Origin of the sequence: Saccharopolyspora erythraea NRRL 2338 (genome assembly GCF_000062885.1) — a bacterium.
GTDB classification, from domain to species: domain Bacteria; phylum Actinomycetota; class Actinomycetes; order Mycobacteriales; family Pseudonocardiaceae; genus Saccharopolyspora_D; species Saccharopolyspora_D erythraea.
Genome location: NC_009142.1, coordinates 7,823,337 through 7,839,125, shown reverse-complemented (window position 1 = coordinate 7,839,125; position 15,789 = coordinate 7,823,337). Strand labels below are relative to the sequence as shown.

Here is a 15,789-nt window from a genome sequence, read left to right as displayed (position 1 = left end):
GTGGTTCCCTTCAGGCGGCGCTCTGCTGGGCGATGAGTCGGGCGGCGTAGTCGTCGATGGCGGTGCGCGGGATGCGCCTGAGCCGACCGATCCGGACAGATTCGATCTCGCCAGACGCCACCAGCGCGTAGGTCTTGGTCCTGCCGAGCCCCAGTTGCTTGGCCGCTTCCTCGACCGTGAGCAGCACGCGGTTGGGCAGCCTGCGGGCGGCCGGTTCGGGCTCGGGTTCCGGGGCGGGCTGCTGTTCGGCGAGCAGGGCCGCGAGCGAGGCGAGCGTGGCGGCGAGTTGGGTGACGTTCGTGGTCATGCGGCCCCCTTGGTGTTAGTGCTGGGAGGGGTGTCCGTCCCAGCCGTCCCAGCCGTCCCAATGCAGGTCAGGCTGGGACGGCTCGGTGCGGTGGGACGGCTTGTGCCGTCCCAGAGGTCTGGGTCGGGTTCGTCGTTGGGACGGCTGATGCCGTCCCAGAGGGTCAAGCCGTCCCGCTCTGACCTGCGGTGGGACGCTTGGGACGGCTGGGACGGCACCCCCTCTGGCCGGTCGTGCGGGGCGTCGGGGCAGTAGCGGGTCCAGGCGTCGAAGAAGTGGGCTCGCTGGTAGCCCTTGGCCTGGGTGCCGTCGGGGAAGCGGACGTTGGCGGAGCGGATGTCGAATTCGGCGAGCAGCTTGGAGAGCTTGGCGGCGTTGAGTCCGGTCTTGCCGTAGGTGGGCCAGGGTGCTTCGGGGTCGGAGTTGAGCTGGCGCAGCAGTTCGGTGGTGGACAGCGTGGGGTGGTCACCGAATGCGGTGCGGCAGTCGACGAGCAGCCGGGTCCGCAGGGAGCCTTGGTCGTTGTCGGCGGCTTCGGCCAGCAGGTCGACCGCGGCGTTGCGGGCTCGGGTAGGCCAGTCGCCGCCGGCGTGGTCGGCGACGATGATGAGCGGTTCCCAGGTGTCGGCGGCCCGGTCCTCCAGCGGCATGTCGGGTTCGGCGCGTTCGAGGTCGGGCATCGAGGCGCGGAGCCAGGCGGCGAGCCGCTTCGCGAGCGCGGTCAGGTGTGGGCGGTCGCGGCGGTGCCGGTAGGGCGCGACGGTTTCGCCGGGGGCGCGGCGCCGCATGCGCACGATGACGGCGCGGTCCTCGATGGTGTCGGGCATGGCGCCGATTCCGGCTAGTGCGGCCATGGCGAAGGTGGGGATGGACTCGACGCGGCCGGATGCGGCGTCGTAGCGCTTGGCGGGTCGGTTGCGCTGGTGTCCGGCGTTGAGCAGCCCGCGGACTTCTTCGTTGGTGCCGGCGTCGGGGCCGAAGATGGTGTCGGCCTCGTCGACGAGCATGGTGGGCGGGTCGTCGCTGATCGACCGGTACACGGCGGAGGGGGAGGCGTTGACGGTCAGGAACGGCTCGTGGCAGGTGCCTTCGACGATGTCGAGCAGTCGGGACTTGCCGCAGCGCTTCTCGGGGGCGCGGATGACCAGGCGGGGGGCGTGGGCCCAGGCGGGTTGGGCGTGGGTGGCGGCGATCCAGAGCACCACGGCGTCGATGGCCTGCGGGCTGGGCAGGATCACGAATTTGGTCAGGGTGGCGTGCAGTTCGTCGAGCAGGACGGCGCCGTCGCTGGGCTGCTGAGCGGGTGTGGTCACGTGCTCACCTCCATCGGGTGCGGATCGGGTGGTCATGCGGCCGTCGCCGCAGGGCTGGCGGCGCGGGCGGCCAGTAGTGCGGTGCCGAGGTGGTGGGTGTAGGCGGGCGGGATGGCTTCGGCGAGGGACTTGCGGACGTCGGTCCAGGTGATGCCCATGGCCTGCTGCCACTGGGCGACGGTGCCTTTGCCGCCGCCGTCGCCGTAGACGGCGAAGTAGGGGCCGGTGAACCACTGGCCGTGGCGCATTCCGGAGACCCGGCCACGGTGGGCGGGGTGCGGGGGTCTCGGCGTGGTCCAGCCGCCCAGCTCGAAGAACCGGTGCCGCAGGACGGCGAGGCCGAACATCTCGCCGCAGAGCATGAGGTCCTTGCGGATCGGGGCGCCGGCGACGTTCTCGATCACCCACGGCACCCCGAGCTGCACCAGGGCGGTGCGGGTCTGGGGGATCAATTGGGGGTAAGACCGGCCGCGGTTGGTGCCCTTGGTCAACGCGCTGGACGCCTGGCACGGAGGCGAGGCGTGCACGACGTCGAACTCGGTGCCGTGGGCGGCGAGGAAGGTCAGCGCGTCGGCCTGGTGGAACTCGAACGGGTAGTCGGGCTGGGGGGCGATGTCGACGCCGACGACGTCGAATCCGGCGTCGGCGTAGCCCTTGCCGGCGCCGCCGGCGCCGCAGAACAGGTCCAGAAGCCGTGGGCTGGTCACGAGGGATTCCTTCCGGGATGTCGGGCTCATGCCGCGCCGCCCAGGCCGATCAGGGAGTCGGGGCCGTCGTGGGTGCCGCGGTCCCAGCCGCGCTGGGCGTTGCGGCGTGCGGTGGCGGGCTCGGTGGGTTTGCCGGTGTGCTCGCGGCGGCGGATCGCGGCGGCCTCCAGCTCGTCGAGCACCTCGTGCTCGGTCCAGGGGGCGCCGTCGTGCACGGCGAGGTTGGCCAGGCGGCGGGCGGCGTTGTAGACCAACTTCCAGCGCTCGCCGTCCTCGTACTCGACCTTGTCGAGCACGCTCTTCCACACCGTTTTCCAGTAACCGGGCTCATGACCGTCCCCGTGACGGATTCGCCCGAGGTTGGGAGCCTTCCCCGGTCCGGTCGGTGTCGCGGGTGGCGGGGTGACCCGAGGGCGCAGCCAGTCCGGCAGCGGTGCGATGTCCACTGTGGTCGATACGCGGGTGTAGGTGCCGAAGACGTCTTCGGGTGGTGCGGTGATCTGGCAGCCGGGGGCGACGACGTAGCCACCCTGGGCGCGGATGTCGATCTGGTGCCCGACCCGGCCGTTGGCGTCGCTGGCGACCTCCAACCCCGCAGGGCGGCGGAAGTACAGGTGTCGCCCTTCGGACGGGGTGGCAATGGTCAGGGTGTCGGGCCAGTCGGCGCCCTCGTGCGTGGTGATTGCGTCGAGGGCTCCCAATCCGTCGGCGACGAGGATGGGCACGTCGTGCGCGGCGGCTGCGGGAGCCTTGGGCTTGCGGTCGAGGTCGAGCACGACCGTGTCGGAGAGGTCGGTGCTGATGCCGACGTTGGCTGCCGGCATACGGGTGAACCAGCGGCGGGCCCGGCGGTGCTGGTTGGTGGCGGCGAGGTAGCCGTGGCAGGGACGGTCGGCGGTCAGGCACGGGCACGGCTGGGTGCAGCGGTTGTCCTTGCAGCGGCGGCAGTTGCCGAACGGGCGCTTGGAGTAGGGGCGCAGCGGGAAGACGTACATGCCGTGCTCGATCAGCCAGTGCGCGAGCCGGATCGGGTCGGTCATCGCGGAGTCACCTCCTGTCGTGGGTGTGGTCGGGTTTCAGGCGGCGTGGTCGGGCGGGGTGGCCCGGTCGCGGGCGCGCCGCGGCTCGCCGGCGGGCAGTGCGGGCAGGTGGTGGGTGGCCTTGACCTGGTACATGTGCTGGTCGGCGGTGTTCAGCAGTTCGCCGAGTGGGGTGCGGGCGGGGGCGACGGCGACGCCGACGCTGCCGGGCACCACGAGCCGACGGCCGCCGATCTGGAGGGGTTCGGCGAGGGCGTCGGCGATCTGGAGGGCGCGGCCTTCGGCGCGGGCGGTGGAGGTGATGCGTCCGAGCCAGATCGCGAACTCGTCGCCGTGCAGCCGCACCGCGCGCTCCCCGCGCAGCGTGTTCTCAATCAGGCGGGTGGCGATGGCGGTCAGGACGCGGTTGCCGAAGGGGTGGCCGTGGGTGTCGTTGATCTGCTTGAACCGGTCGAGGTCGACCATGAGCAGTCCGACGAGCCCGCTGCGGGCGGTGGTGCGGCGGGCGGTGCGGTAGAGGGCGGCGCGGTTGCCGATGCCGGTGACCGGGTCGGTCAGCGTGCGGCGTCGGTAGTTGATGGTGGTGGCGGTGGCGACGGCGGCCCATCCGCCGGTAAGGACGGGGATGGCGATCTCTGCGAACATGACGGTTACCTATCTTTGAGGGGTGGTGGCCCCGCCCGGGTTCTGTGGCGGAATGGCGGGCGGGGCCGCGTGGACGGGGTTCGGGTCAGGCGGCGCGGATGCCGGGGTCGGCCAGCGCGTCGCGCAGCAGCTCGTCGTCGAGGCCGGGCGGGATGGCGGCGTAGGGGCGGACCGCATCGAGCACGGCCCCGGGACGGAGCACGGGCTCGATGGAGTCGCCGAGGTCGACCGGGATGGCGCCGCTGTGGTCTTCGACGACGGCGTAGAAGGTCCGCATGGGCGAGTCCCAGCCGACGACCACCTCGCGAACGTTGTTGGGGTTGCGGGGTTCGAGGCGATGCCTGCTCATGGCGATGTGTCCTTTCTGGAGGGTGTTCACTGCCGGCGCTTGTCGTGGGTCCAACCGGAGCGGCGGTAGCACTCCGGGCACAGCGGGGCGTTCTTCGCGGCGCCGTCCTCTGGCTGGCGGAGCTTTTTGCCGCAGAGGGTCTTGGCGCTGGTGAGTCCGAGCTGGTGCAGGGCGGAGCGGGCGCTGCCGACGATGTGCATCACGGTGGTGTCCTTCCGGTTGCCGGTTCAGTGGCCGCGGTTGCGGCGGTGGACGCGGCGCAGGGCGTTGACGGCTTTGCGTCCGGTGCGCAGCCGCAGGCCGGTGGCTTCGCAGGCGGGGCAGAGGCGGTAGCTGCGCAGGAACGGGGAGCGGAGGCGGCCGGTGCCGCGGCAGGTGCGGCAGTCCTTGAACGGCCAGATCACACACACCAGCGAGTAACAGAGCGTGACCATTCCGAGGAGCAGGGTCAGGCTGGTGTTAGCGAGGTCGGCGGGGGTCAAAGGTGCCTCCAGCAGGCGTTTTTGGGCGTGTTTGGCCAGGCGCCGCTAGGGACTAGGGCGCTGGTGGCGGTGGAGATGGGTTGCTAGCGGAGCCGCTAGGTCTAGCGGGGCCGGCCGCTAGACCTAGCGACCCGGCGGGGGCTAGCTCGCTTCCCGTCCTCGGTCACGTTCAGTGACGGTTTTGGTGATGTCGTCGCGGTGGAAGCCGCGGCGGTTGCGGCCCTCGCCGCTCTCGTCGGTGCCCCACACCTGACGGTTGGCTCGGATGCCGTGGGGCTTGAGCGCGGCGGAGAGCTGGTCGGCTTCCCAGCTCCCGTAGACCTCGGGGCGCAGCTCGGCGAGCCGGGCCACGGTGGTCTCGTTCCACACCTTCGCCTCGGTTTCCGGGGTCACGGCGAGGATGTCGTCCAGCAGCGTGTCCCGGCGGTGGTCCTCATCGGACGTGACGGTCTCGCCGATGGCGTGTCCGGACAGGGTTCCGGCCTGCTCGCGCAGGTGGCGGGCGTAGGCGGCGACCTTTTCGGCGGCGGGGCCGTCGAGTCCGGCGACGGTGCGCACGATCTGGGCGTCGGAGCCCTCGCCGACCAGGTAACCGATGCCCTTGTCGGCCCAGGCGAACGTGGTGGCCCGCACGCCCTGCTTGTACTTCGAGGTGCCCAGCACCATGTCGTTTTCGGTCTGGCCCTGCACCTTCAGGCAGAACCGGGTGGAGACGTTCGCCGAGATGCCGGTGGGCAGGCTCTTGGCGTCCGGGCGCTGGGTGGCCAGCATGATGATGATTCCCAGCGCCGGACCCCGTTTCACCAGGTCAGTGCAGATCTCTTCGAACTCCTCGCCGTACTTGGCGTGCTCGAACCACACCTGGCATTCATCCACGCCGATGACGATCGGGTGCAGGCCCAGCGACTTCGTGGAGGCCAGCTCCGGGGTGACCTTGTTCTCCGGGGCGAGGCCCTGCTTGGCCAACTGCCGGATGAGCTTGGCCCGTCGCCGCAGCTCGGTGCGCACGGCCCGCATGTCGGCCAGGTGCAGGTCCAGGTCGTCATCGCCGACACCGTGGGCGTGGGTGACCTTCTCCAGCGGGTCGAGGTCGCCGGTGCCCTTGAGGTCGTAGGTGTGCAGCTCGGCGCGCGGGTCCAGGGCGGCGATGAGCAGCAGCTCGCGCAGGGCGAAGGTCTTGCCCATGCGGGGAATCGCGCCGATCGCGACGCTGGTGAACATCAGCCGCAGGTCGACCCACCGGCCGCGCTGGTCGGTGCCGAACGGCTGGGGCTGGAACAGGTCGACCTGCACGCCCTTGCGCAGCGCCCACGCGGACTGTTTGGCCTTGCGCATGTCCTGGTCACCGACCCACAGCACCAGCCGACCGGCGTGCTCGGCGTTGTCGGACTCGGGCCACACGCAGCCGGTCGGGCGCCGCAGACCGGACGCGAGCTTTTCGCGGCGGTCCATGATGTCGCCCGGGGTCACGCCGTGGGGCAGGTCGATGTCGGCGCGCCAGCCCTTGCCATCGCGGCTGATCGGCCGCGGGTAGCCGATGCCCTCCCCACCCTTGCCCATGGCCTGGTTGATCTGGGAAATCCCCAGCGCAGCCAGCGCGCGGGTCACCGCGTCGCTGGTCAGCTTGGGCACCCGGGTGGCCTCGATCGCCCGGCTGGCGATCGGCTTGTCCGCCGGAGCACCGAGCCAGCCCAGCCCACCGATCGCGGCGGCCACGATCGACCACTGCACCAGCTCGGGCAGCATCGCCCGGCCGAGCAGGAACGCCGCGATGCCGGCCGCCCCCAGCCCGGCCGTGAGGACCGCGCGGGAGCGGATCCGCCCGTCGCGCTGCGTGGACAGCTTCAGGTACTCCGTGGCGTCCTCGCGACGGGCCGCGGCGTTGCGCACCGGGCGGCCTTCGGCGTCGGTCAACCATCGAGCCAGCCCGCGCAGCAGCCGCAGCGTGCCCTGCGGCACCCGGGCGATGATGCGGGCGATGTAGACCGGGCAGCGCACCGCGTGAAACCCGGCGGTATGTCCGGCATAGCCCAGCGCCCACCGTGCGGTGTCGGCGAACTCCTGGGAGTCCTTGGCCCAACTGGGAAGGATCGGCTCGCGCTTCTCCGTCCGCGCCAGCGCGGACCCGGTGCCGCGGGGCTCGGGCTGGTCAACCTGGGGCGGCTCGACGATCTCGCCCTCGATCACCTCACCCTCACCCTCACCGGCACCTGCGGTGTCGGCGGGCTCGGCGCGTTCGACGGGCAGGTGGAACACCTGCGCCTCGGTGTCGGGTTCGGTGACCTCGGGGGTGTGCTGGGGCTCGTGGTCGTGGGTGGTCATCGGGTCACCTCCAGGTCGGGGGTGTGCAGCAGGTGGGTCAGGGCGGCGCCCATGCCGAGCACGGCCACGGGAAGGCAGGCGACGATGGTGGTGATCCACCACGGGGCGGCGGTCATGCCTGCCGCGGTCATCAGGTGGTAGGCGATCTGTCCGAGCGCGCCCAGGGCCAGCGAGCCCAGCGCGGAGACCTTCGCGAAGTGGCGGGCTCGCGCCGGGACCTGCCCGGAGAGCCAGACCCGCAGGGCGTAGGCGGCGTAGGTCTCCACCCCGATCGGCAGCGTGATCGCGGTGTTGAGTTCGAACTCGTCCCAGATCCCCGGAAGCGGGTGCACGATCCCGAACCCGGTGAGCCCGCCCAGGCCCACCCAGCCCGACCAGATCGCCACGAACGCCGGCAGCGCCAGCAGCAGCACCGGCCACGTCGACACCGCCTTGCGCTCCCGGACCTCGCCCGGGGGCGTGCCCGGGTCTGCGGGCGCAGTGACCTGCTCCGACGACCCCTCCGCCGCCGGGGTGTGCGCCTCGACCGTGGCCGGGTCCGCCCCCGGAACCGACGGGGTCGGTGCGGCAGGCTCGGCAGGGGCGTCGCTGACCGGGTCCGGCTCGGTCGTCGACTCGGGCAGAGCCCGGCCCTCAGCCACCAGGTGCAGACCCGCCGGACGGGCCGTGGCCGGGTCCGGGTCGGCCTTGAGCTTGTCCAGCAGTGCGTTGGCCTTCGGTGCCCCGATCTTCAGCTCGGACATCAGCCGGTTGCGGGGCGGGATCGTGCCCAGGTCGTCGGCGAGCTGGCGGGCCTGCGGCAGCAGCTCGTCCACCGGCACTGGGTAGGCACTCTTCGCCGCGGTCATCGACCGGTCACCTCCAATCGGAAGCCGTAACGGGGGTTCGGGGCGTACTCGCCGACCAGGTCGAGCACGGTCATCGCGGCCTTGAGCGCCACGACCACACAGAAGGCGCCCAGGGCGGTCGTGCGCACCACGCCGGACAGCAGCGACAGCGCCACCAGCAGCAGCACCGGGACCGCCACCCAGCCCGTGAAGCGGACCGCGACTCGCAGCATCGAGAAGACGCGATTCACGACGCCCTCCCTTCGAGGCGTTCGGCGATCCCGACGTAGCGGTCGGCGGCGCCTCGGCAGGCGTCGACGCCGCGAAACACCGCATTGATCAGGGGCACGAACGGGCCGACGGAGTAGGCCAACTCGCCGTAGACATCGGCGAGAGCCAGCTCGGTACGCGAGCGGGCCCGCCACAGGGCAGCCAGATGGGTTGGGTCCGTGTCGACGCCGCTGGCGTCGACGTCGTCGAGGGCGGCGCGCCACGCCTCGTAGGCGCCGCTCAGCTTGGCCGCGAGGTCAGCGGGGATCGTGACCGTCACGTCGCCGGTCTCGGGGTCTAGCATCGGGCTTCTCCTTGCAGATTCGAAGGATCAGTGGGGAGCCCGGCCCGGCAGGTGCTTCGTGGTGGTTGCGGCTGCCGGGCCGGGGCGGGGTCACCAGTCGACGGTTTCGCCGCGTTCCTCGGCCATGCGGCGGAGGATGTCGGCGTCCCGGCCGCTGGTGACGGGGTTTCCGTCCTGGTCGATCGGGCCGGTGTAGCCGCTGTCGCGCAGGTCGTGGAAGCGGCGGTCACCCTCGGTTTCGGGCGAGCGGTCCCAGTTCCGACTCCTCAGGCTCATCGGATGTGCTCCTCTCACTTGGTGGTGCGGTGGATGACGGGCTTGTCGATGTCGCGGTGTTCGAGTTCGCCCTGCCAGCCGCAGACACGCATGACGTTGGCCAGGTCGTTGGCCAGCACGACGGAGCGGTGGCGTCCGCCGGCGCAGCCCAGGGCGATGGTCACGAGCTTTTCGCTCCCGGTGTGGAGCAGGGCGGCGGCCAACTCCGCCAGGGCTACGCGCATATTGGCGGCGCCGGGCGCGGCCAGGACCTTGTCGTGCACGGCGAGGTCGAAGCCGGTGAGCTGGCGGAAGGCGGGGTCGACGTGGGGGTCGCGCAGGTGGTTGCGCAGGTCGATGACGGCGGTGGCCTCCGGCGCGGGGCCGTGGAGGTAGCCGAAGCTGGTAATGGCGAGCTGGATCACGGTGGTGGTCCCTTTCGGACTCGCAGGCGGGCGGCTAGATCTGGGCGGCGTAGGTGTTGAGGTCGGTCTCGCCGGTGCGCACCAGCTCCAGGGCCTGCCGCAGCGGTTCGGTGGCCTGGATCAGCGCCAGCGCGCCGCGGTTGTAGTGCTCGTTGCTGCTGCCCTGGCCGACGTTCTGCAGCAGGGCGTCGATCTGGTCCAGCTCCAGCGCGGAGGACTGCAGCGCGGCCACGACCTGTTCGGTGCGGTAGGTGGCGGACTGCATGGCGGCGCGGACCTGTTCGATGCTCGACATTGCGGTTCGTTCTCCTCGCGTTCTCGACAGAGCGGGTGGATGTGCGGGTGGGGTTAGAGCTGGGCGGCGTAGGTGTCGATCGAGTCCCTGCCGGAGATCACCAGCTCCTGGGCCTGTTCGGCCTGGCTGAACGCCTGGTGGAACGCGCTGATGGCGTGCTGGGCCGACTCCCGGGCGCTGCTGGCCACGGTGTCGTCGAGCACGCGCTGGACCTCGTTGATGGTCAGCGCGGCCTGCTTGAGCGCGTAGAGCGCTTCGCTGGCCTGGGTGGTGGCGGCGGACAGGTTCGCGCGGACGTCTTCGATACCGGCCATGACGGCTTCCTCCTGAAGAAGGGGTTGGTGTGCTGGGGGAACGGGGTCAGAGGGTCTGCTGGTAGTTGCTGAGGTGGTCGGTTCCGTCGTGGATGACGCCGACGACCTCGGAGAGCTGGGTCCGGGCGAGGCCGAAGGTGGCCAGGGCCCGCTGCACCAGCTCGTTGTCCGAGCCCTGGGTGACGGTGGCGACCATGTTGGCCAGGGCCTCGATGTGGCGCTGGGACTCGACGAGGGTGGCCATCACCTCGCCGGACTGGAGGTTGGCCTGCGACAGCACGCTGCGGATGTCGTCGATGCTGGACACGAAATCTCTCCCTGAGGGTCAGTTGCGGTTGAAGGTGATGCCGCCGTGGATGGCGCCGGCCTGGATGCCGTGGTTGTCGCCGTGGGCGACGTTGACGACCTGCCCGTTGGCCGGGGTGACGTTCGGGTCCTCGGCGATCTCGTGCCAGTTCTCGCTGGTGTAGGTCTTGCCGCCGATCTGGATGCGGGGCTCGGACATGACGCTCGTTCTCCTGATGCGATGGGTCGTGTTGGTGCTGTGTGGTTCGTCAGGCCGCGGCGGTGTCGGGCAGGTAGCAGTCCCAGCACTGCCCGGCCGAGGTCGGCAGGTAGTAGGGCTTGACCTGCTGCCCGGGCGGGCAGGTCGGGCACGTACGACGGGCGGTCAGCGCCCGCTCGATCGCTTCCCGCTGCGCGGGGGTGGCGGTGCGCTTGGGCTTGGCCAGGTCGATGCGGAACAGCTCGGCAAGCTCTTCGCGCCGGTAGGGCTGGCGGTGGCGGAACCGCAGCAGCGCCACCGGATCCGCCCCACCGGGGCACAGGCCCATCTGCCGGAGCTGGCGGCGGGTGGCCAGCTCGAGCCGGGACGGGACCGAGCAAGGGCGACCGCGCCAGGCGAACACCGGCAGCCCGTCGAGGTGGCCGTGGCAGAACTCCCACGTGCCGTCCCACAGCACCGTCTTGACGATCGGCCACTGCCGCGCCATCACTCGGTCCCCCACAGCGGGCACGCGTAGAACTCCCCGTCGCGGACGTAGAAGACGTCGCGGTCAGACCAGTAGAGGCTGTGGCAGTCGCACGGAGCGAGGTGGAACTGTCCCCACGTGCTCCACACCGTTCCGCCGTTGAAGCGGTTCACCGCCTCCAGCGGAATCGACGTCCGTGTCAGCGCCGTGATGTCGACAGGCTCGAGGCCGGCCATCACGCCGCCTCCCCGAAGTTGGGAGCTGCCGAGCCCTGCTCGACCGCGACGTTGTCGGCCACCAGTCGCAGCGTGGTGTTGGCCGCCCGCCGCGCGGTGCGGCGCAAGCGCTCCCGCTCGCCCGGGCCCATCGACCGCCACACCGACGGCCGAGCCTGCGGCTCGGGGGCTCCCAACTCTTCGGCGATGACCGCGGCCCAGTAGTCCCGTACGGCCAGCCGCTCCCAGTCCTCCAGCTCTGCCTCGCAGGTCGCCAGCTCATCTGCCGACGGCTCGAAGTCCAGGTACTCCATGTCGTTCTCCTAAGCTCTGATGTCTTGAGACATCCTTGATGTGTTGAGACATTAAGGGTTGGGGGTGGCCTTGTCAACCGGATGTCTCAAGACGTTTTGGGTAGGCTGATCACGTGAGTGCGAGCGCTGAGTCCGAAGACAAACGCCCAGCTAGCCGACGTGTCGCCGATGACCTGATCGCTCGGATCGAGGCTGACGAGTTCGCTCCTGGCGCTTCACTGCCGCCGTATCGCCAGCTCGCCGATCACTACGACGTGGCGGTGAACACGGCGATCGCCGCGGTGAAGCTGGTGCGAGACGCGGGCCTCGTGACGATCAAGCGGCACGTTGGCGCGCAGGTCCGTGATCGCACGGAAGACGTCGACGTCGCAGGGGAGATCAACGCCGTTCGCCAAGCCGTCGTCGGCCTCCGGGTCGAGGTCGACCGCGTCAGCGCTGAGCTGGCCGACCTCGAAGCCCGCCTGGCAATGCTCGCCGAACGGTCGGGGAGCGACACGACGTAGCAGGACTTCGCCATGAGCGCTCTCTACTTTCCGAGCTGCAGCAGGAAGCTCATGAGCCCTTCCACCGCCGCGCCGAGTGCCGCGCCCGCGCCGGTCAGCATCTCGGCCGCGGCGGCGGGCTGCTTGATCACCATGGCGAGGAACGCCAGCGTGAGCAGCGCGCCAACGAACTTCGGTAGAAGACCGCCGCCGGTCTTCATCATCGGAATCGGACTCTTGGCCATCGCCATCTCCTTAAGCTCTCTCCGCCGTTGCCCTGGAGGGCGCCGGTTGTTGGAGTTGGTTTCTCCTGGGATGGCTCTAGTTCACGGCAATTCGCGGGACGCTCCCACGGCCTTTGCAGGGATCTTGAAGACGTTCTGATCGACCGGGTAACGTCCCAATCCGTCCTGGGAACGTCCCGCGAGGGGAGCGGGCAGAGTGCCGAATGACCGCCTACGTGCAGCTTTCAACGCTGCGGGGCTGACGATCGAGGACGTTTCAGAACGTCTACAGGTCGACCGCAAGACCGTCGAGCGGTGGATCACCCACGACGGCCGGAAGCCGCACCGATCGACGCGGAAGAAGCTTGCGGGGTTGCTAAGCATCGACGAGGTACACCTATGGCCTGACCTGGCGGGCGACCTCCATACGCAGCCGACCAAGCAGACCGAGCTGGTCCACCTCTACCCGACACGTTCGGACGTGCCGTACTCGCTGTGGAACGAGCTGATCGCTGGCGTGAAGGAGAGGATGGAGGTCCTCGTCTTCTCGGGGCAGTTCCTTGTCGAGCAGCACAACATCATCCCGATCGTCCGACAGAAGGCCGAACAAGGCGTTCAGTTCCGCTTCGTGGTCGGGGATGAGAAATCGCCCGCAGTCGTCCAACGAGCCATGGAGGAAGGCACCACGGGTGGGCTCGAAGGCCGCGTGCAGATGATGCGCCGTTACCTGAGCGAGGTGTCGGGCCTGCCCAAGGTCGATGTGCGGACACACGGAACGATCCTCTACAACTCGCTCTACCGGTTCGACGGACAGTTGCTCGTGAACGGACATGCCTTCGGCGCGCTCGCCGGACAGAACCCCGTCATGCACCTTCGCGAGTTGCCTGGTGGTCGGATGTGGAAGCACTACATGGAGTCCTTTGACCGGGTGTGGGAGCAGGCCACGCCCGAACCGACGTAGGAGGCACGAATGGCAAGGGTGGACTACTTCAACGATCCGAACGCGCCGGAGGCCAACTCGGTGGTGCCGTCTGTGACGGCTGCGGTGAGGAACGAGCGCGGCGAGATCTTGCTGATCCACAAAGTGGATAACGACCTCTGGGCTCTACCCGGCGGCGGACATGACGCTGGAGAGAGCATCGCCGACACTGTGGTCCGCGAGGTCCAGGAGGAAACCGGGCTGACGATTGAGGTTGTCAGGCTCGTTGGCACGTACACCAACCCGCACCATGTCATGGCTTATGACGACGGTGAGGTCCGTCAGCAGTTCTCTCTGTGCTTCGAGGGCCGATGGATTGGTGGCACGCCGCGAGAGGACGGCAGTGAAACCAAAGAGGTCCGCTGGGTTCCCCCAGCGGACCTCAACGGCCTCAATATCCACCCGTCTATGCGGCTCCGTATCGACCACGCTCTCGACGACGCGCGGACCGAGCCCTACATCGGATGACTGCCGGCAAGGCGGCGGTCGGTACGCGCGATGGCTTCCGCGATGATCGGCCTCGCCTTGGTCCACGTGCGATACACCGGGTCGTCGGGTGAGTACCGGCTGAGGATCTCGTCCATGCGTTCGTCGTAGGTCAGCCGTTCGCCGGATGGTCCCGTCGTGAGGTCGGCAGTCGCAAGAGTGTCGAGCAGCGGGGAGTCGTCGAACGGGAACTCTGCTAGCTCACCTGCCATCCCTCGCTCTGCTGCTTCGAACCGCGCACCGGAATGGTGCGCGACGAGGTTAACCAGCACCTCGGGCCAGTCCTCGGCTTGCAGGTACCGCGCCCCATCGAGCGGATGGAACCCGGTGTGTCCAATCTCGGGTGAGTATCCAATGTCGTGCAGCCAGGCAGCCGCCACGAGCATGTCCCGGTCGGCGGCCGGCACTGCGTGGCTCAGTTCATGCGCGCGTTCGGCGACAGCTTGGACGTGCAGCCATCGCCGACCAAGTGGGCGGACGAAGTGCTCTGCGATCGTGGCGGCGCGGGGAACCAGCTCCATGCATCGAAGCTACCTCGCGCGGAGGCTTAGGAGCCCGGCACGCGGCATGGCTAGCTGACGCAGAAGGGTGGCCTCGTCGCCGCTGAGGCTGCGACACAGGGCCCAAGACCCGGGGTGACCCTTATCCGGTGGCCCTGGACGAGCGACCGCACATGCTTTCTCAAGAGCCTCTGAGATCGCCGTAGAGCGGACTTCTCGACGGGCTGGGGGTTTTGCCAAGGGGTGACCTCTGCCTCTGGTTCCCGTGGTCAGTTGGTGCTGGGGTCGGTCACGTCGGCTGGAGGGAGGTGGTGCTGATGGCGTCTGCGGTGTGGGGTGGAGTGCTGTCGTTTCGGTCTGGTGTCGGTGCCGGTGCAGTTGTTCACCGCGGTCGAGCGGCACACGATTCGCTTCCATCAGGTCCAGCGCGGCACCGGTGACCGGGTGCGGCAGAAGCGGGTCAACGAGCGCACCGGCCAGGAGGTGCCTTTCGAGGAGGTCGTCAAGGGCTACCCCACCGAAGACGGCTGGGTCATCGTCGACCCGAAGGAACTGGAGGACATCGCCCCGGGCCGCTCCCGGACGCTGGAGATCGTCGGGTTCGTCGACCTCGACGAGATCGCCCCGGTCTACTTCCGCGACACCTACTACCTCGCCCCATCTGGACCGCAGTACACCAAGGTCTACGGCCTGCTCCGGGAAGCCCTGGCCACCGCCAACCGGGCAGGGATCGCCACCTTCGTCATGCGCAACCGCCAGTACCTCGCCGCGCTCAAGGCCGAACACGAGGTGCTCGCGGTCTACCTGCTGCACTGGGCCGACGAAGTCCGCGACCCCCACCGCGAACTCGGTGCCAGCCTGCCCGACCACAGCGGTGCATCCGAGCAGGAGTTGCGGATGGCTGTGCAGTTGATCGAGGCCATGGCCATCGACTGGGACCCGGCCGACTACCACGACACCTACCAGCAACAGGTCCAGGCACTCATCGACGCCAAACGCGCCGGCGGCACTCTCGAACCCGGCATCCCACCGCCACGCGAGACCGAAGCCGTCGACCTCATGCAGGCGTTGCGGGCCAGCGTCGAACACGCCCGCGCCGGGCGCAGCGGCGACCGCGATACCCATTGACCTGCTACCGCGGGCGTACGGCGGCTCCGGGCGCCCACAGCTCGGTCTCCAGCGCGCCGCGCTGGTTGCGGTTGTGCAAGGTGAGCCGGATCTGAGCCCACCAATCGCCAGTGGCGGTCAACTGCCACGCCAGCAGCTCACCAGGGACGGTGGCGGTGTTGTCGATCCCGTAGGCCCGGACACCAATCGGAACCTCCCTGCTGACCACCCGCGCAGGCGGGAAGACCAACGGCAGGTAAACCCACACAGGCCTGGGCTCGCCCACAGGCCGGCGGGTACCCCACCATTGGTCATCTCTGCTCGTCACCAACCCCGCCCCGATGTAAAGGGCGGGCCGCGCCACCAATGGGGTGCAGTGACCGGCCCGCGGGGCCCGGCGGTCTTCCCCACCACCGAGCACGCAAAGCATAGAACGCACGTTCGACTGATTGCCAGTGCGCGCACCTTCCAACAAGGCGGCGTCCGAATGCGGGCGGGATGGCGCCGCTGCTGGCACGTCAGGACCGGGTCTCAGTTCTGGTCTCGTTCATCGATGTTCAGCGTCGTTCAGTGCAGGTCCGGATCGGGCCGTGACCAGGGCAAAAGTACGACACGAACGGCGCTGAACTGCCGTTCGTAGACCTGAAAAGCGGAAG

The 15,789-nt window shown here is 69.3% G+C and carries 28 protein-coding genes; 4 read left to right on the top strand and 24 right to left on the bottom strand.

All coding sequences use genetic code 11. The annotated features are described in order from the left end of the window. Positions 1-10: 10 nt before the first annotated feature. The 21 genes from SACE_RS33905 to SACE_RS33810 all read right to left on the bottom strand — a co-directional run bounded on the left by SACE_RS33905 (position 11) and on the right by SACE_RS33810 (position 11,355). Positions 11-307, bottom strand: coding sequence for a helix-turn-helix domain-containing protein (locus SACE_RS33905; RefSeq protein WP_009946134.1), 297 nt, complete (start codon positions 305-307; stop codon positions 11-13). Further along, complete coding sequence (locus SACE_RS33900; RefSeq protein ID WP_009946135.1) at positions 304-1,620, bottom strand: DUF3631 domain-containing protein; 1,317 nt, start codon at positions 1,618-1,620, stop codon at positions 304-306. Before SACE_RS33900 ends, SACE_RS33905 begins: the two co-directional genes overlap by 4 nt. Before the next feature lie 32 nt (positions 1,621-1,652). After that, complete coding sequence (locus SACE_RS33895; protein ID WP_009946136.1) at positions 1,653-2,327, bottom strand: DNA cytosine methyltransferase; 675 nt, start codon at positions 2,325-2,327, stop codon at positions 1,653-1,655. A gap of 26 nt (positions 2,328-2,353) precedes the next feature. Next, positions 2,354-3,367: a bifunctional DNA primase/polymerase gene (locus SACE_RS33890; protein WP_009946137.1), complete on the bottom strand. Its 1,014-nt coding sequence runs from the start codon at positions 3,365-3,367 to the stop codon at positions 2,354-2,356. Positions 3,368-3,403: 36 nt separating this feature from the next. After that, complete coding sequence (locus SACE_RS33885) at positions 3,404-4,012, bottom strand: GGDEF domain-containing protein (RefSeq protein ID WP_009946138.1); 609 nt, start codon at positions 4,010-4,012, stop codon at positions 3,404-3,406. An 85-nt stretch (positions 4,013-4,097) separates the two neighbouring features. Further along, positions 4,098-4,361 (bottom strand): hypothetical protein, encoded by a 264-nt coding sequence (locus SACE_RS33880; RefSeq protein WP_009946139.1) that lies wholly within the window; start codon positions 4,359-4,361, stop codon positions 4,098-4,100. A 26-nt stretch (positions 4,362-4,387) separates the two neighbouring features. Next, entirely contained in the window at positions 4,388-4,564 is a 177-nt protein-coding gene (locus tag SACE_RS38110) for a hypothetical protein (protein WP_009946141.1), read from the bottom strand. A 24-nt stretch (positions 4,565-4,588) separates the two neighbouring features. After that, positions 4,589-4,843 carry a hypothetical protein gene (locus SACE_RS33875; RefSeq protein WP_009946142.1) on the bottom strand — a complete coding sequence of 85 codons (255 nt, stop codon included), beginning with the start codon at positions 4,841-4,843 and terminating at the stop codon, positions 4,589-4,591. Between the two features lie 141 nt (positions 4,844-4,984). Next, positions 4,985-7,165 (bottom strand): FtsK/SpoIIIE domain-containing protein, encoded by a 2,181-nt coding sequence (locus tag SACE_RS33870; RefSeq protein WP_009946143.1) that lies wholly within the window; start codon positions 7,163-7,165, stop codon positions 4,985-4,987. After that, the gene (locus SACE_RS33865; protein WP_009946144.1) at positions 7,162-8,013 is read right to left on the bottom strand and encodes a hypothetical protein; all 852 of its coding nucleotides are present in this window, start codon (positions 8,011-8,013) and stop codon (positions 7,162-7,164) included. Before SACE_RS33865 ends, SACE_RS33870 begins: the two co-directional genes overlap by 4 nt. Beyond that, positions 8,010-8,243 (bottom strand): hypothetical protein, encoded by a 234-nt coding sequence (locus tag SACE_RS33860; RefSeq protein ID WP_009946145.1) that lies wholly within the window; start codon positions 8,241-8,243, stop codon positions 8,010-8,012. The genes SACE_RS33865 and SACE_RS33860 overlap by 4 nt, the downstream gene beginning before the upstream one ends. Next, positions 8,240-8,566 (bottom strand): hypothetical protein, encoded by a 327-nt coding sequence (locus SACE_RS33855; protein ID WP_009946146.1) that lies wholly within the window; start codon positions 8,564-8,566, stop codon positions 8,240-8,242. Before SACE_RS33855 ends, SACE_RS33860 begins: the two co-directional genes overlap by 4 nt. 90 nt (positions 8,567-8,656) lie before the next feature. Next, the gene (locus SACE_RS33850) at positions 8,657-8,842 is read right to left on the bottom strand and encodes a hypothetical protein (RefSeq protein ID WP_009946147.1); all 186 of its coding nucleotides are present in this window, start codon (positions 8,840-8,842) and stop codon (positions 8,657-8,659) included. 14 nt (positions 8,843-8,856) lie between these two features. Beyond that, on the bottom strand, positions 8,857-9,246 hold the full coding sequence (locus SACE_RS33845) for a RapZ C-terminal domain-containing protein (RefSeq protein ID WP_009946148.1): 390 nt from the start codon (positions 9,244-9,246) through the stop codon (positions 8,857-8,859). Positions 9,247-9,280: 34 nt separating this feature from the next. Then, positions 9,281-9,541 (bottom strand): hypothetical protein, encoded by a 261-nt coding sequence (locus tag SACE_RS33840; protein WP_009946149.1) that lies wholly within the window; start codon positions 9,539-9,541, stop codon positions 9,281-9,283. Positions 9,542-9,594: 53 nt separating this feature from the next. Beyond that, on the bottom strand, positions 9,595-9,855 hold the full coding sequence (locus SACE_RS33835) for a hypothetical protein (protein WP_009946150.1): 261 nt from the start codon (positions 9,853-9,855) through the stop codon (positions 9,595-9,597). A gap of 46 nt (positions 9,856-9,901) precedes the next feature. Beyond that, a complete protein-coding gene (locus SACE_RS33830; RefSeq protein WP_009946151.1) occupies positions 9,902-10,162 on the bottom strand; it encodes a hypothetical protein in 261 nt (86 codons plus the stop codon). Positions 10,163-10,180: 18 nt separating this feature from the next. Then, the gene (locus tag SACE_RS33825) at positions 10,181-10,360 is read right to left on the bottom strand and encodes a hypothetical protein (RefSeq protein ID WP_009946152.1); all 180 of its coding nucleotides are present in this window, start codon (positions 10,358-10,360) and stop codon (positions 10,181-10,183) included. A gap of 49 nt (positions 10,361-10,409) precedes the next feature. Continuing rightward, positions 10,410-10,847 (bottom strand): RRQRL motif-containing zinc-binding protein, encoded by a 438-nt coding sequence (locus SACE_RS33820; RefSeq protein ID WP_009946153.1) that lies wholly within the window; start codon positions 10,845-10,847, stop codon positions 10,410-10,412. Beyond that, positions 10,847-11,062 (bottom strand): hypothetical protein, encoded by a 216-nt coding sequence (locus tag SACE_RS33815; RefSeq protein ID WP_009946154.1) that lies wholly within the window; start codon positions 11,060-11,062, stop codon positions 10,847-10,849. The genes SACE_RS33820 and SACE_RS33815 overlap by 1 nt, the downstream gene beginning before the upstream one ends. Then, positions 11,062-11,355: a hypothetical protein gene (locus tag SACE_RS33810; protein ID WP_009946155.1), complete on the bottom strand. Its 294-nt coding sequence runs from the start codon at positions 11,353-11,355 to the stop codon at positions 11,062-11,064. The genes SACE_RS33815 and SACE_RS33810 overlap by 1 nt, the downstream gene beginning before the upstream one ends. Positions 11,356-11,468: 113 nt before the next feature. On the opposite strand from SACE_RS33810, the gene SACE_RS37040 reads away from it, so the two are divergent. Continuing rightward, positions 11,469-11,858 (top strand): GntR family transcriptional regulator, encoded by a 390-nt coding sequence (locus SACE_RS37040; RefSeq protein WP_081468300.1) that lies wholly within the window; start codon positions 11,469-11,471, stop codon positions 11,856-11,858. A 23-nt stretch (positions 11,859-11,881) separates the two neighbouring features. Here SACE_RS37040 and SACE_RS33800 read toward each other — a convergent pair whose 3' ends face one another. Continuing rightward, on the bottom strand, positions 11,882-12,082 hold the full coding sequence (locus SACE_RS33800; protein ID WP_011875231.1) for a hypothetical protein: 201 nt from the start codon (positions 12,080-12,082) through the stop codon (positions 11,882-11,884). Positions 12,083-12,278: 196 nt separating this feature from the next. Here SACE_RS33800 and SACE_RS33795 point away from each other — a divergent pair, with 196 nt between their 5' ends. Further along, positions 12,279-13,022: a helix-turn-helix domain-containing protein gene (locus SACE_RS33795; RefSeq protein ID WP_009946161.1), complete on the top strand. Its 744-nt coding sequence runs from the start codon at positions 12,279-12,281 to the stop codon at positions 13,020-13,022. Between the two features lie 9 nt (positions 13,023-13,031). After that, positions 13,032-13,508: an NUDIX domain-containing protein gene (locus tag SACE_RS33790; RefSeq protein ID WP_009946162.1), complete on the top strand. Its 477-nt coding sequence runs from the start codon at positions 13,032-13,034 to the stop codon at positions 13,506-13,508. On the opposite strand, the gene SACE_RS33785 is transcribed toward SACE_RS33790, so the two are convergent. Continuing rightward, positions 13,496-14,047 carry an HDIG domain-containing metalloprotein gene (locus SACE_RS33785; protein ID WP_009946163.1) on the bottom strand — a complete coding sequence of 184 codons (552 nt, stop codon included), beginning with the start codon at positions 14,045-14,047 and terminating at the stop codon, positions 13,496-13,498. The genes SACE_RS33790 and SACE_RS33785 overlap by 13 nt on opposite strands. Positions 14,048-14,386: 339 nt before the next feature. Between SACE_RS33785 and ku the strand changes: the two genes are divergently transcribed. Beyond that, on the top strand, positions 14,387-15,154 hold the full coding sequence (gene ku, locus SACE_RS33780) for a non-homologous end joining protein Ku (RefSeq protein WP_009946164.1): 768 nt from the start codon (positions 14,387-14,389) through the stop codon (positions 15,152-15,154). Between the two features lie 4 nt (positions 15,155-15,158). On the opposite strand, the gene SACE_RS33775 is transcribed toward ku, so the two are convergent. Continuing rightward, positions 15,159-15,419, bottom strand: a complete 261-nt coding sequence (locus tag SACE_RS33775) for a hypothetical protein (RefSeq protein WP_203449398.1) — start codon at positions 15,417-15,419, stop codon at positions 15,159-15,161. Positions 15,420-15,789: the final 370 nt, after the last annotated feature.

What these genes read in the sequence shown, in the direction of transcription:
- SACE_RS33905 (WP_009946134.1), bottom strand. Translation starts at nt 307, where the DNA reads ATGACCACGAACGTCACCCAACTCGCCGCCACGCTCGCCTCGCTCGCG.
- SACE_RS33890 (WP_009946137.1), bottom strand. Translation starts at nt 3,367, where the DNA reads ATGACCGACCCGATCCGGCTCGCGCACTGGCTGATCGAGCACGGCATG.
- SACE_RS33885 (WP_009946138.1), bottom strand. Translation starts at nt 4,012, where the DNA reads ATGTTCGCAGAGATCGCCATCCCCGTCCTTACCGGCGGATGGGCCGCC.
- SACE_RS33880 (WP_009946139.1), bottom strand. Translation starts at nt 4,361, where the DNA reads ATGAGCAGGCATCGCCTCGAACCCCGCAACCCCAACAACGTTCGCGAG.
- SACE_RS33870 (WP_009946143.1), bottom strand. Translation starts at nt 7,165, where the DNA reads ATGACCACCCACGACCACGAGCCCCAGCACACCCCCGAGGTCACCGAA.
- SACE_RS33865 (WP_009946144.1), bottom strand. Translation starts at nt 8,013, where the DNA reads ATGACCGCGGCGAAGAGTGCCTACCCAGTGCCGGTGGACGAGCTGCTG.
- SACE_RS33855 (WP_009946146.1), bottom strand. Translation starts at nt 8,566, where the DNA reads ATGCTAGACCCCGAGACCGGCGACGTGACGGTCACGATCCCCGCTGAC.
- SACE_RS33850 (WP_009946147.1), bottom strand. Translation starts at nt 8,842, where the DNA reads ATGAGCCTGAGGAGTCGGAACTGGGACCGCTCGCCCGAAACCGAGGGT.
- SACE_RS33840 (WP_009946149.1), bottom strand. Translation starts at nt 9,541, where the DNA reads ATGTCGAGCATCGAACAGGTCCGCGCCGCCATGCAGTCCGCCACCTAC.
- SACE_RS33835 (WP_009946150.1), bottom strand. Translation starts at nt 9,855, where the DNA reads ATGGCCGGTATCGAAGACGTCCGCGCGAACCTGTCCGCCGCCACCACC.
- SACE_RS33825 (WP_009946152.1), bottom strand. Translation starts at nt 10,360, where the DNA reads ATGTCCGAGCCCCGCATCCAGATCGGCGGCAAGACCTACACCAGCGAG.
- SACE_RS33820 (WP_009946153.1), bottom strand. Translation starts at nt 10,847, where the DNA reads ATGGCGCGGCAGTGGCCGATCGTCAAGACGGTGCTGTGGGACGGCACG.
- SACE_RS33815 (WP_009946154.1), bottom strand. Translation starts at nt 11,062, where the DNA reads ATGGCCGGCCTCGAGCCTGTCGACATCACGGCGCTGACACGGACGTCG.
- SACE_RS33810 (WP_009946155.1), bottom strand. Translation starts at nt 11,355, where the DNA reads ATGGAGTACCTGGACTTCGAGCCGTCGGCAGATGAGCTGGCGACCTGC.
- SACE_RS33800 (WP_011875231.1), bottom strand. Translation starts at nt 12,082, where the DNA reads ATGGCCAAGAGTCCGATTCCGATGATGAAGACCGGCGGCGGTCTTCTA.
- SACE_RS33790 (WP_009946162.1), top strand. Translation starts at nt 13,032, where the DNA reads ATGGCAAGGGTGGACTACTTCAACGATCCGAACGCGCCGGAGGCCAAC.
- SACE_RS33785 (WP_009946163.1), bottom strand. Translation starts at nt 14,047, where the DNA reads ATGGAGCTGGTTCCCCGCGCCGCCACGATCGCAGAGCACTTCGTCCGC.